The organism is Myxococcales bacterium, from assembly GCA_022184915.1.
In the GTDB taxonomy this organism is placed as follows: Bacteria; Myxococcota_A; Polyangia; order Fen-1088; family Fen-1088; genus JAGTJU01.
Genome location: JAGTJU010000001.1, coordinates 529,220 through 541,237 on the forward strand (window position 1 = coordinate 529,220; position 12,018 = coordinate 541,237).

Consider the following 12,018-nt stretch of genomic DNA (forward strand, 5'->3'; position numbering starts at 1 on the left):
CCCCCATGGCCTCGGCGGACGAAGGGCTAAAAAGCGAAGCGTTGATTCACGCCCTGGATGAGGCCCTGGCGGGCCGTCCCGCGCGCCTCGAGGATCTGCTCGCCCGCGCGGGCGGGCTGCCCGGTCCCATGCCCAACGTGCGCCTGGCCGCCGCCTTTGGGGCCGAGCTGGGCGACAAGCCCGGCACCTTGGCCCCCCTGCTCGACCATCTGGGGGCCGAAGACTCCGCCGACGATTCGCCGCGGGCGTTTTTGCCCGTGGCCGCGGCGCACGGCTGGGCGGGGCGCTTACGGGCAGGGCGCGAAGTCCGGCCCGCCTGGGCGGCCTTGGGCCAACTCGCCGCCGACGTACGGCCGCAAGTGCTGGTGGGCGTGCTCGATGCCGTCGTGTCTTTGGCCGCGCGCCCTGAGCAAGCCGCTGCCTTGCTCGCCAACGCCCAGGCCTGGGCGGACACCGAGGATCGGGAAGATCGCTATGCGGCGCTCGCGCTGGCGGTCAAGGCCTTCGGCGACACCCACGTGCTCGAGAACTTGCATGACGACGAGGGGCTTTTTGCCTTCCTCTCGCGCACCCTCGAAGAGATGGCCGAAGCGCCGCGTTCGGCCGAGCGCTCCTGGTTCCGCCGCTCGGTGCTCTCATCGCTGCCCCCCACCTTGGCCGCCGTCATCACGCAAAAGGGTGAAGCGGCGCAGGTCTGGTTCGCCGAGGAGTGCGCGCGCGCCGAGCGCCCCGACGTGCGTGAGACGCTCTCGAACGCCCTCGTCAGGCTGCGCAACGTGGGGCAACGGGGCGTGGTGGTGGACGAACTGCGGGCCGCCCTGGAGGCGAGCGCCAAGCCTCTGCGGCATGCGGCCCGGGTGCGGCCTGGCACGGGACGCGGCAAGGGCAACCGGAAGATCCGCTGAAGCCGTAGCGTCCGCGCTCTAAAGATCGCGGGCGCAGCGGAAGCCCACGTGCGACGAGCCCGTGTCCTCCGCACCCTTGCCGCGCGATCCCACCACGTAGCGCACACAATAGAGGTCGCTGCACAGGTACGAGCCGCCCCGCATCACACGTTTGACCATGCCGGGCTCGTTGGGATCGAAGCTGTCGTTCGGGCCCTTCGGGTTCTGGTTGGGGCTGTGCGCGTAGGCATCGGGTCGGTAGTAGTCCTGCACCCATTCCCACACGTTGCCGGCCACATCGTAAAGGCCGTAGCCGTTGGGTTTGTACCGCCGCACGGGCGCCGTGCGCGCGAAGCCGTCCTCGGCGGTGTTTTCCGAAGGAAAGCGCCCCTGCCAGACGTTCGCCATCCACTGGCCGCCTTCTTTGGGGTCGTCGCCCCAGGCGAACCGCTTGCCCGCGAGCCCCCCGCGCGCGGCGTATTCCCACTCGGCTTCCGTGGGAAGCCGCTTGTGCGCCCACGCGCAGTAGGCCTGGGCGTCGAGCCACGCCACGTGCACCACGGGGTGATCCTGCCGCTCGGCGATCGCGCTTTGGGGCCCCTCGGGGTGCTGCCAGTCCACGCCGGCCTCGTAGGCCCACCACTGGCTGTGGTCGTCGAGCGCCACGGGGTGATCGGGGGGGTGGAATGCGACCGAGCCCGGCACCAGGGCCTCCGGGGGCACGCCAGGGAAGTCCTTGGGATCGGGGCGCCGCTCGGCGATCGTCTCGTAGGCCGTGGCCGCGACGAAGGCGGCGAAGGCGGTGTTCGTCACCTCCGTCTCGTCGATGAAAAAGCCGTCGAGGCTGACCGGGTGGATGGGTCGCGCGTCCGGAAACATCTCGTCGTCGGAGCCCATCGCGAAGCGCCCGGGCGGAATGAACACCATGCCCTGCGGGGGCTTGGGAGCCTCGCGCGCCTCGACAGCGGCGGGCGGAGGCGGCGGCGGGGCCGGCGGCGGGACTGCCTCTTTTTTGCAGGCGGGGGCGAGCGCTCCCAGCCCCAGCACCCCGAAGGGCAGGGCAGCGAGCCAGAACGCGCGGGGAAGGAGCATGCGCGAACTATACGCGCCGGTGGTCACCCGGGCTGGCCTGACCCGCGCCAGGATGTGCGGTAGGGTCGCGATCGTTCCGATGCCTCGAACCCTCTTCATTGGCGATGTCCATGGTTGCCTCGACGAATTGCAGGACCTGCTGGCCGCGTGTGGCTGGAGCCGGCAAGACCAGGTCGTGCTCGTGGGAGATCTCACGGCCAAGGGCCCAGATTCGCAAGGGGTGGTCCAGCTGGCCCGCGAGCGCGGCTTTTCGGCGGTCCTGGGCAACCACGACGACCACGTTTTGCACATGCGCGACAAGGACCCCCGCGAGGCGAAACGTGAACACCACGCCCATGTGGCCGCCTCGCTGCGCCCCGAGGATCTGCGATGGCTCGCGGACCTGCCGCTCACCCTCACCTTCGACCTGGACGGAGGCAGCTACCTGGCGGTGCACGGGGGCCTCGTGCCCGGCGTGCCTCTGCAAGCCCAATCGCGAAAAGAGCTGCTCAACCTGCGCAGCCTTCGCGCGGACGGCTCACCCTCGCGGCGGATCGAAGGCACCCCGTGGGGGGCGATGTGGCCCGGGCCCGCGCACGCGGTGTACGGGCACGACGCCGTGCGCGGGCTGCAGCAGCACCCCTTCGCCACCGGGCTCGACACGGGCTGCGTCTACGGAAACCGGCTGACCGCCCTGATGGTGCCGGGGCGAGTCATCAAGGCCGTTCCCGCCCGGCGTGTCTACAGCCGCATCGAACGGTGAGGCGCGACGCCGGCGAAGGCTCAAGGCTTGACCAGTTGCGCCGATGTTCAGCGGTCGGGTGTCGTCGGTGCCATCACGGATTGGCCGTCGTGGGTTCATGGGCTCGCTCTGCGCGGGCCTCGTGACCGCTGGCGGGGCGCGGACCGGCCTGGGCGCCGAGGTGGCCTTGGTGCTGGTCACCTCGACGAAGACGCCCCTCGAAAACCTCTCGTTGGGTGATCTGCGACAGCTCTTCTTGGGGGCCACCCTTCGTGACGACCAGGGGGGCACGCTGGTGCCGCTCAACCAGGAGCCCGGCACGCCCGAGCGGAAAGCGTTCGATCGCCGTGTGCTCGGTTTGTCACCCGATGAGATGGCGCGCTACTGGATTGATCAGAAGGTGCGAGGCCTCAAAGGGGCGCCCCGGAATCTTGGACCCCCGCAGATGCTCGCGCGCGTGGTGGAGCGGTTTGCCGGGGCCGTGGCGTATCTGCGCCCCGACCAGACCCACCCGGGTCTTCGGGCTTTGCGGATCGATGGGCGCCCCTCGACGCATCCGCACTATGCGTTGGCTGCGCCCCTGAAGACAGCGCCGACCAGCCCTAATCCGTAGCCGGATCCGTCGCAGGAAACCCGAACACACGGGCGTAAAACGCGAGCTCTTCGCGGTACACCCGCTCGATGGTCTCGGCCTTGCGAAAGCCATGCTGTTCACCGGCGAAGGCCACGTAGCTCACGGGCACCGCGCGCGCGCGCAGGGCATTCACCATGAGCTCGGCCTGGCTTGGGGGAACCACCTTGTCTTCCAGTCCTTGAAAGAAGATCACCGGTGCCCGCAAGCGCTCCACGGCAAAGAGGGGCGAGCGTTCGCGGTACAGATCGGCGCGCGCGGGATAGGGGCCGATGAGCCCGTCGAGGTAGCGCGACTCGAACTTGTGCGTGTCACGCGTCAAGGCTTCGAGGTCCGCCACGCCGTAGAGGCTGGCGCCTGCCGCAAACGTGGTGTGGAAGGTGAGCGCGGCGAGCGCCGTGAAGCCCCCGGCGCTGCTGCCCCGGATCGCCAGGCGCCGGGGGTCCACGTCGCCGGCGGCGGCCAGGTGCTGCGCGGCCGCCACGCAGTCCTCGACATCGGCCAGCCCCCACAGGCCCGCGAGTTGTTCGCGATAGCCCCGGCCGTAGCCCGTGCTGCCCCGGTAATCGACGTCCACCACGCCAAAGCCCCGCGACGTCCAAAACTGGATGACTGGGTTGAACGCGGCGCTCGAGGCCGCCGTGGGCCCGCCATGTGCCATCACGATGAGAGGGGGCTTGGCGCCGGCTTCGCCTTCGTGAGTGGCGCTGTGCGGTGGATAATACGAGGCGTGCGCGTGCTGACCCCGCGTGGACGCAAAGCGCAGAGCCCGGGGCCGTGCGACGCTGGCGGCTTCGTCGGGCCCGAGCTCATGTGAGGCCCGCACCACGGCCACCTGCCCCGTGGCATCGAAGCGCACGATCGCGGGGGGCGTTGCGGGGCCCCCGGCCACGGCCACGGCCAGCCCGTCGCGGGCCTCGAGATGCGCCACCGCCGGAAACGCCGTGGACAGCGTGGTGCGGACGCCGGTGTCCGCGTCGATGCGCTCGAGGCGCCAGCGGCCGTTCTCCGTGCACGCAGCCGCAAGGGTGTGTTCGTCGAACCAACCAAAGGTGCTCATGCCGAGCTGCCACAGCGGCAGCGCGTATTCCTGGCAACCCGCCGTGAGCGCGCGCAGGGGCGCCTCCGTGCTGTGCACGAAGAGGTTCCAAAACCCGTCGCGTTCCCAGGCGAACGCCAGCCGGCCTTCGGGTGACCACGTGGGGCCGAACACCGAGGCTGTCGTGTCGCCCGCCACGTGCAGGGGGGCCTCCAGGCCTCCTCCCGGGCCCACGCGGGCCACGAAGAGCTGGGCGGCGTCCCAGGGCATGTACGGATGGTCCCAGGCCAAGTAGGCCACGAGGGTTCCATCGGGCGACAGGCGGGGGCATGCGAAAAAGTCATGCCCCGTGGCCAAAACCGTCACCGTCCCCTCGTCGAGCGCGATCGCGACCAGGGCGTTTTCGGGTTCGTGTCCCTCGCGCGCCCTTTCGCCCACCGCGATGAGGCGGTTCCGTCCCTCGTCGGGTTCGAGGTCGCCGAAGCGCCAGGGCCCCGGCGGGTGTACCGCCCGTGCCGCCTCACCCGGGACGAGCGCGTGGACCTTTTGGGTTTTGTCGTCGACCACGAACACGCGAGGCCCCGCCACGGCATAGGCCCGTCCCCCGTATTCATGCACCCGCGAACGCACGTCGAGCGGCGCAGGTGAAAGCGCGCAGGGGCCCGTTCCGTCGTCGCGCACCAGCACGCTGCGTCCCCCCTCCACCGGGCGGCCTTCCACCCAGTAAAGCGCGCCTGCGTTCACCGTGGGAAAGCCCAGACGCACGGCGGCCGCGGTCAACCAACGCGGGGAAAAAGGAGAGGGCCAGGTGCCGAAGGGCGCGGGGGTCTTTGGGGGGGGCGTCTCCGTTTCCGGGGCGTCCGAACCAGCACGACCATTCATGCAGCCAGCCTAACAGCCCTAGGCCCAGCGCCTCGAAAAAACACTATGCTCCAGGCCATGGTCGAAGCGCGCAGTTCTCGAAGACGATGTCTCGTTTGCCAAATGGGGGCCGTGGGCCTTGGGCTCCTTCTGGCCTGCAACGAAGACACCTCGTCGACGCCCGTCACCGACGCGCAGGCCTGCACGGCTTTGGGCAGCGCTGTCGGTGTCGCCGGGTTGGCGGCTCCCTACGGTTCCCCTCCGGCTCCCGTGCTCGTGGCCAGCAGCGCCTCTCGGTACGACCTCACGTTGCCCGCCTCGCCGGCCCCGGGTGCGTACAGCGGCATCGTGCGCTGGCAGGTGAGCCAGCCGGGGCAGTACGGCATCTACGCGGCGCCTTCGATCACGTTCCTCGTGCGTGACGAAAGCAGCGCCATCATGCCTTTTCTGAAAAGCCTGGGATCGGCGCTGAGCTGCGACAGCATCGGCCGTCACGTGTTCCTCGAGCTGCCCGTGGGCAGCTACACGGTGGAACTTGGCCCCTCGACCCGCTCTGACCTGCGGCTGGTGCTGCTGCCCGTGGCCCCGGGCGAAGAGATCTGAACCCCGCGGCAAGGCCCCGCGCCCGGCGGAAGGGGCCTGCGTTTGCTAGGCTCGAACCCATGAGGGTGCAGGGGCCACACGTGGTGATCGTGGGCGGTGGGTTTGGAGGGTTGCAGGCCGCCAAGCGGCTGGCGAAGCAGCACGTGCGCGTGACGCTCGTCGATCGACGCAACCATCACTTGTTCCAACCGCTGCTCTACCAGGTAGCGACGGGAGGCCTTTCGGCGGCGGAGATCGCCATGCCGATTCGCAAGATCCTGCACGCCCACGAGAGCGTGACCGTGTGGCTGGCGGACGTCGAGCGGGTCGATCCCGAAGCCCGCACGCTCTCGTTCACCGATGGCCGTAGGCTCTCGTACGATTACCTCGTCATCGCCGCGGGCGCGACGCATAGCTATTTCGGCCACGACGAATGGTCATCCGTGGCGCCCGGGCTCAAGAGCGTGGAAGACGCCTTCGAGATTCGTCGGCGTGTGTTCCAAGCCTTCGAGACGGCCGAGCGGCTCGAGACCCCCGCCGAGCGCACACCCCACCTCACGTTTTTGGTGGTGGGCGGAGGCCCCACGGGCGTCGAGCTGGCCGGGGCCATCGCCGAGATTGCGCGCAACACCTTGGCGGGTGAGTTCCGCATCGCCGATCCCCGCGCCGCGCGCGTGGTTTTGGTGGAGGGACTCGATCGAGTTTTGCCGACGTTTCCTGCCAATCTCTCCGCGTCCGCCAAAGAGTCGCTCGAGCGCATCGGTGTGGAGGTGCGCTTGAACACCAAGGTGACGTCCATCTCGGAAGAAGGCGCCGTGGTGAATGGCAACGAGTTGCTGACCGCGCGGACGGTGCTCTGGGCCGCAGGCGTGAAGGCCTCGCCCTTGGGCGCCCAGCTCGGGGCGCCGCTCGAACGCAACGGTCAAGTGAAGGTCGAGCCCACGCTACAGGTGCCCGGGCGGCCCGAGATCTTCGTGGTGGGCGATCTGGCGAGCATCGAGACCGATGGCAAGAGAGTTCCCGGCGTGGCCCAGGGTGCGTTGCAGATGGGGCGCTTGGCGGCCGACAATATCTGCCGGGCCATCAACGGCAAGCCGCTCGTGCCCTTCCGTTATCACGACAAAGGCAACATGGCCACGATCGGACGCTCCCATGCGGTGGCGCAGATCGGCAGATGGCACATCAAGGGAACGCTGGCGTGGCTGGCATGGGCGCTCGTGCACCTCGTGACGCTCATCGGGTTTCGCAACCGCATGGTCACGCTGGTCAATTGGGTCTGGGCTTATTTCACCTTCCAAAGAAGCGGTCGGCTCATCTTTCAGCGCAACGCGCCCCCTCACGACGTGGGCGTGCCCGCAAGCGTTCCGAAGGTCGGCGTGGGCCCCCCCGGCAAACCGCCGCCGCTGCCCGTGCCGCCCGCACCGCCGGCTTGATTTGCGGGCACTCGTGAGGCTTCGTGGGCTTCAGGGAAAATTTTTCGCACTCTGCTCCGTTCACTTCTTGGTAACGTCCCTTCATGTCGTCAGCACGCCCCGTTCTGGTTGCCGTGGATTTGAGTGAACCCAACGCCTTGGCGTTGCGCCAGGCCGACATGCTGGCGCGTGAGCTTGGGGCTCCGCTCTTCGTCGTTCACGCTTTGCCCGAGCTGCTCGCTGTGCACCCTCTGTTCCCGCAGCTGAACCTCCAGGATGCCTTTTCACTGTCGGAGCTCGAGCCGAAGGCCGGTGCGGCCATCCAAAGGTTCGTCGAGGAGCAAACCGGCCGCAAAACCGATTCGTACCACGTGCTCTTGGGGTCGGGCTCCGCCCACCACGTGATCATCGAAGAGGCTCATCACGTGCATGCGGGAACGATCGTGCTCGGGGCCAGCGGCGGGGGCCTGTCGTCGATGCTCGGCCGCACCGTACGTCGGGTGGTGCGGCACGCGCCGTGTGACGTGCTGGTGGTGCGCCCGTCGCCCCACGGCATGGTGCTTGCCGGCACCGACTTCTCCGAGCCCTCGAAGCCGGCCGTGGCGCGCGCGGCGGAGGAGGCCAAGCGTCGTCACAAGCCGCTGGGGCTCGTGTATTCGCTCGACTTCATCCCGCCGGGCGTGGCGTTGCCGGGTGTGGACGTGCCCATGCCGAGCCTGTCGGCGCTCGACAGCGTGAGGGCCGAGATGCACCACCTGCTCGACGAAGAGTCGGCCAAGGTGGGGGCCGAGAGCCTCTTGCGCGAGGGCCCCGCGGCGCATGGCCTGGCCGAGGCCGCCCGCGAGCGCAAGGCGGAGCTGGTGGTTGTGGGCACGCATGGACGCACGGGGCTTGGGCGCCTGGCCCTGGGAAGCGTGGCCGAAAACGTGGTCGAGTCCTCGCCCTGTTCGGTGTTGGTGGTTCACCCTCAGCCTGCAAACGCGGCCGCCTGATCGCATCGCCGGCTGCGCCCACCCAGGCGCCTCGGCTCGTGCCTGCTCATGCCTCCCCGATCGGCCCGCACCCTTCTCGTCGTCGACCGCTTCGCCCCCCAGGGCCGTGCCTTGCGGGCGGCCTTCGACGAGCGCTTCGCCGATCCGCGCAAAGCCACGGGCGACCGCTTCGTGTGGGACTTCTGGCACGTGCCCGGGCAGTACACCACGCTGCGCACGCCTGCGTACCACTACTTCCCGCAGCGGCTCTACCAGGCCTTCCACAACCATCTCGTGTGGTGGGGCCGGCGGGTGCTGGGCTGCCATGACGTCTCGCCCCCGTGGCTCTCCTGCTACGTCGAGGGCTGTCGCCAGGAGTTGCACGGAGACGTGCCGCACGGCCCTTGGGCGTTCGTGTATTCGCTCACCCCCTGGGAAACACGGCGCTTCCGGGGTGGCCAGACGCTGCTTTTGCGTGACGAGATCCTCGACTACTGGCAGGGTGCCCGTTCGACCGGTGCTCTCGAAGAGCCCGAGGTGCTGCAGGAGATCGAGCCCCGCATGAACCGGCTGGTGGTGTTCGATCCGCGCATCCCGCACGGCGTTCGGCGCGTCGAGGGCACGCTCGATCCTCGCGAGGGCCGCTTGGTGATTCACGGCTGGTTCGTCCAGCCGCGCCCCTTTGTCGAGGGGCCTTTGCGGGCGGCCGCTCTGCAGAGCCGCATCGATGGGCTGTCGCAGATCCTGGCGCCGGTGCTGTCCGGTGGCCTTGCGCTGACGGGCATGGTGAGCTTGCGCGTCGACGTGGCCGCCGCGGGGCAGGTGAGCCGGGTCCAGGTGCTTTCCGACAACACCCGCACCGCACGGGTCGACGAGCCCAACCGCCTCGCTCTTCTGCGCCTCGTCACGCGCACCCTGCGGGCCTGGTCGTTTCCGCGCATGCGCGGACCCGCCCGGATCACACTGCCCCTGACTTTTGCAGGATGAGAGGGCAGCTCACGCTTGAAGGATGAGGGCGGCTGAAGGATAGTCGCCCGCATGCCCTCCTTGCTGCGCTTCCGAGCCCTGGCCTTTGCAGGCGTGGGTCTCACGATTCTTTCGAGCTTGGCTGCATTTTCGGGGTGTGCCAGCGCGCGGCGGAGCGACACGAAGGCGGCCGCACCGCGCACGTCCGCCCCACGCAAACCGAACGTGGTCTTCGTGCTGGTCGACGACTTGGGCTACGGCCAGCTGGGGGCCTACGGACAAAAGCTCATCGCCACCCCGCACCTCGACCGCATGGCGGCCGAAGGCCTGAAATTCTCGGATTTTTACGCCGGCTCCGCCGTGTGCGCGCCGTCCCGGGCCGTGTTGATGACCGGGCGCCACACGGGGCACGTCTCGGTACGAGGCAACGCCCACCGGGAGATCCAACAGCTCAAACCGAGTGAGCCCACGGTGGCCGAGGTGATGAAGAGCGCAGGCTACGACACGGCGCTCGTGGGCAAGTGGGGCCTGGGTGAAGCCGGATCGGGGGCCACGCCCAACGATCGAGGATTCGATTTTTTTTACGGCTACTTGAACCAAGTTCACGCGCACAACTACTATCCCGAGTTTTTGTGGCGGAACGGCGCGCAGGAGAAGCTGCGCAACGAAGTCGAGCCCGCAAAGAACGCCTACGGCGACTTCCGTGGCGGTTATGCCACGAAGAAGGTCGATTGGACGCACGAGCTTTTCATGAACGAAGCCGAGCGTTGGATACGCGCTCACAAAGAGGGACCGTTCTTTCTCTACCTGTCCTTGACCGTGCCTCACGGCAACAACGAGGCCCGGGATGATCTCGGCGATGGGCAAGAGGTTCCCGACTACGGTCCTTACGCCGACCAACCCTGGCCGAACCCGCAAAAGGGCCACGCGGCCAGCATCACCCGGCTCGACGAGGACATGGGCAAGCTGCTGGCGCTCTTGGCCGCTCTGAAGATCGATGACGACACCCTGGTGATCTTCACCTCCGACAACGGACCTCACAACGAAGGGGGCTTCGACCCCTCTGTGTTCACGCCGGCCGGGCCCCTGCGCGGCATGAAGCGCGACCTTTACGAAGGCGGTGTGCGGGCGCCCACGCTCGCCTGGTGGCCTGGACACATCGCTCCCGGTCGCATCAGCCGGCACGTGGCGTACCTGGGTGATGTGATGGCCACCCTCGCCGAACTGGCGGGTGCGCCCACCCCCCCTGCCACCGACTCTCTCTCCTTCCTTCCAGAGCTCCTGGGGCGCGCGCAAAAGGCCACCCCACACCTTTATTTCGAGTTCTACGAGCAAGGGGGCAAACAGGCGGTGCGCAAGGGCAAGTGGAAAGCCGTGCGCGCCGGTCTCGGACAGGGGCCGATCGAGCTTTACGACCTCGAGCGAGATCTGGGCGAAGCCCACGACCTGGCCGGCGAGCATCCCGAGCTCGTCCAGGAGATGGCCGCCCTCATGGCCGAGGAGCACAGTCCTGACCCCCGGTGGAAGGTGGGAGGACGCCCTACGCCAGCTCCACCTCCCGGCCACGGTGTGGCGCCCTTCTGAGCTGCCGCAGGGGCCGTCGCGCCGTTCGTCGTGAAATCGTCACGCGGAGGGAGCTTGAAAGCCTTCGCGAGATCCGGTAATCGCAGGGCTCCTTCACGCCGTTGTCTCGGCAGAAAGCCTCGCCGTGTCCGACCAGTTCCCGCAGCCCGCTACCGGTCCCGTGGAGGACACGCCCGAACGTTCGTATGGGCTTGCCAACGCCACGGACTACTTCGTTCAGTTCTTCGTCCGCGAACGGGCGTTCCTGGTCTTCGTGACGATGGGATTCTTGGCGGCGGGCTTGTTCTTCGAGACCCCCCAGGTGGCGCGTTGGTTGGGCTTTTTGTTCGCAAGCTATGCCGTGGTGGCGAACGACAGCATCCAAACGATCGGGACGTTCATTGCCTCGAACGACCGCAAGCCCTGGTGGGCGCTGTGGCTCTTCATCGGTGGGATCTTCGTCGCCACGGTGACCTATAGCTTCTTCCGACATGATGGGGATGTCTCGTTCCAGAGGCTGTCCGCCAAGGGCTTCGAGCACACGCCGCTGTCCTTCTCGTTTCTTCAGGTCGCCGCGCCGCTGTTTTTGATGGTGATGACCCGGATGCGCATGCCCGTGTCCACCACCTTTTTGCTCCTCAGCAGCTTCGCGACCAGCATCGACAGCGTCGGCCAGATCCTCACGAAGAGCTTGTCGGGATACGTGGTGGCCTTCGTGGTTTCGGCGTTGGTCTGGGGGGTGAGCGCCCCGGCCCTTTCCCGCTGGTACCAACGTCCTGCTCATTCGCTTTGGCGGAGTGCCCAGTGGGTGACAAGCGGCGTTTTGTGGAGTGTCTGGATCATGCAGGACGCGGCCAACATAGCCGTCTACCTGCCCCGGTCCCTCAGTGCCATGCAGTTTTTGGGTTTCACGGCCGTCATCTTCTGCGGGCTCGGCGTGCTGTTTTTTCTGCGGGGTGAACGAATCCAGGCGGTGATCAACGAAAAGTCATCGGTGGTGGACGTGCGCGCCGCCACCGTCATCGATTTCATCTACGCCGTGATTCTCTACGTCTTCAAGACGCTGAGCCACATCCCCATGAGCACCACCTGGGTGTTCATCGGTCTGCTGGCAGGGCGCGAGCTGGCCATGAGCTTTCGGGGCGTGGCCAAGGGCAACGCGCGGATGGCCTTGCGGATGTTGGCCAAGGACGTGGCCTACGTCTCTTTGGGTCTTTTATGTTCGATGCTCATCGCCGCTTCGGTGAACGAGGCGTTTAGGCGCTCCTTGTTGGGATCCTGACCTGGTGGGGGGCG

The 12,018-nt window shown here is 67.8% G+C and carries 11 protein-coding genes; 9 read left to right on the top strand and 2 right to left on the bottom strand.

Annotation, left to right across the window (positions count from 1 at the left end; genetic code table 11):
* The first annotated feature begins 5 nt into the window (after window positions 1-5).
* Window positions 6-905: a hypothetical protein gene (locus KA712_02290; GenBank protein MCG5051765.1), complete on the top strand. Its 900-nt coding sequence runs from the start codon at window positions 6-8 to the stop codon at window positions 903-905.
* A gap of 18 nt (window positions 906-923) precedes the next feature.
* On the opposite strand, the gene KA712_02295 is transcribed toward KA712_02290, so the two are convergent.
* Window positions 924-1,976 carry a formylglycine-generating enzyme family protein gene (locus KA712_02295; GenBank protein MCG5051766.1) on the bottom strand — a complete coding sequence of 351 codons (1,053 nt, stop codon included), beginning with the start codon at window positions 1,974-1,976 and terminating at the stop codon, window positions 924-926.
* Between the two features lie 79 nt (window positions 1,977-2,055).
* Between KA712_02295 and KA712_02300 the strand changes: the two genes are divergently transcribed.
* Together KA712_02300 and KA712_02305 are read left to right on the top strand one after the other, a co-directional pair.
* Entirely contained in the window at window positions 2,056-2,718 is a 663-nt protein-coding gene (locus tag KA712_02300; GenBank protein ID MCG5051767.1) for a metallophosphoesterase, read from the top strand.
* Window positions 2,719-2,815: 97 nt separating this feature from the next.
* Window positions 2,816-3,310, top strand: a complete 495-nt coding sequence (locus KA712_02305) for a hypothetical protein (GenBank protein MCG5051768.1) — start codon at window positions 2,816-2,818, stop codon at window positions 3,308-3,310.
* On the opposite strand, the gene KA712_02310 is transcribed toward KA712_02305, so the two are convergent.
* The gene (locus KA712_02310) at window positions 3,300-5,249 is read right to left on the bottom strand and encodes a prolyl oligopeptidase family serine peptidase (protein MCG5051769.1); all 1,950 of its coding nucleotides are present in this window, start codon (window positions 5,247-5,249) and stop codon (window positions 3,300-3,302) included. The genes KA712_02305 and KA712_02310 overlap by 11 nt on opposite strands.
* 111 nt (window positions 5,250-5,360) lie before the next feature.
* On the opposite strand from KA712_02310, the gene KA712_02315 reads away from it, so the two are divergent.
* From KA712_02315 to KA712_02340, 6 genes are all read left to right on the top strand, one after another.
* Entirely contained in the window at window positions 5,361-5,831 is a 471-nt protein-coding gene (locus KA712_02315; GenBank protein MCG5051770.1) for a hypothetical protein, read from the top strand.
* A 59-nt stretch (window positions 5,832-5,890) separates the two neighbouring features.
* Window positions 5,891-7,243 (top strand): NAD(P)/FAD-dependent oxidoreductase, encoded by a 1,353-nt coding sequence (locus KA712_02320; GenBank protein MCG5051771.1) that lies wholly within the window; start codon window positions 5,891-5,893, stop codon window positions 7,241-7,243.
* A gap of 83 nt (window positions 7,244-7,326) precedes the next feature.
* Entirely contained in the window at window positions 7,327-8,214 is an 888-nt protein-coding gene (locus KA712_02325) for a universal stress protein (GenBank protein MCG5051772.1), read from the top strand.
* 48 nt (window positions 8,215-8,262) lie between these two features.
* Complete coding sequence (locus tag KA712_02330) at window positions 8,263-9,180, top strand: 2OG-Fe(II) oxygenase (protein MCG5051773.1); 918 nt, start codon at window positions 8,263-8,265, stop codon at window positions 9,178-9,180.
* 51 nt (window positions 9,181-9,231) lie between these two features.
* The gene (locus KA712_02335; GenBank protein MCG5051774.1) at window positions 9,232-10,743 is read left to right on the top strand and encodes an arylsulfatase; all 1,512 of its coding nucleotides are present in this window, start codon (window positions 9,232-9,234) and stop codon (window positions 10,741-10,743) included.
* Between the two features lie 160 nt (window positions 10,744-10,903).
* Window positions 10,904-12,004 (top strand): hypothetical protein, encoded by a 1,101-nt coding sequence (locus KA712_02340; GenBank protein MCG5051775.1) that lies wholly within the window; start codon window positions 10,904-10,906, stop codon window positions 12,002-12,004.
* Window positions 12,005-12,018: the final 14 nt, after the last annotated feature.

Coding starts and splice junctions, on each gene's coding strand:
- KA712_02310 (MCG5051769.1), bottom strand. CDS start 5,249: ATGAATGGTCGTGCTGGTTCGGACGCCCCGGAAACGGAGACGCCCCCC.
- KA712_02305 (MCG5051768.1), top strand. CDS start 2,816: ATGGGCTCGCTCTGCGCGGGCCTCGTGACCGCTGGCGGGGCGCGGACC.
- KA712_02330 (MCG5051773.1), top strand. CDS start 8,263: ATGCCTCCCCGATCGGCCCGCACCCTTCTCGTCGTCGACCGCTTCGCC.
- KA712_02325 (MCG5051772.1), top strand. CDS start 7,327: ATGTCGTCAGCACGCCCCGTTCTGGTTGCCGTGGATTTGAGTGAACCC.
- KA712_02320 (MCG5051771.1), top strand. CDS start 5,891: ATGAGGGTGCAGGGGCCACACGTGGTGATCGTGGGCGGTGGGTTTGGA.
- KA712_02335 (MCG5051774.1), top strand. CDS start 9,232: ATGCCCTCCTTGCTGCGCTTCCGAGCCCTGGCCTTTGCAGGCGTGGGT.
- KA712_02295 (MCG5051766.1), bottom strand. CDS start 1,976: ATGCTCCTTCCCCGCGCGTTCTGGCTCGCTGCCCTGCCCTTCGGGGTG.
- KA712_02290 (MCG5051765.1), top strand. CDS start 6: ATGGCCTCGGCGGACGAAGGGCTAAAAAGCGAAGCGTTGATTCACGCC.
- KA712_02300 (MCG5051767.1), top strand. CDS start 2,056: ATGCCTCGAACCCTCTTCATTGGCGATGTCCATGGTTGCCTCGACGAA.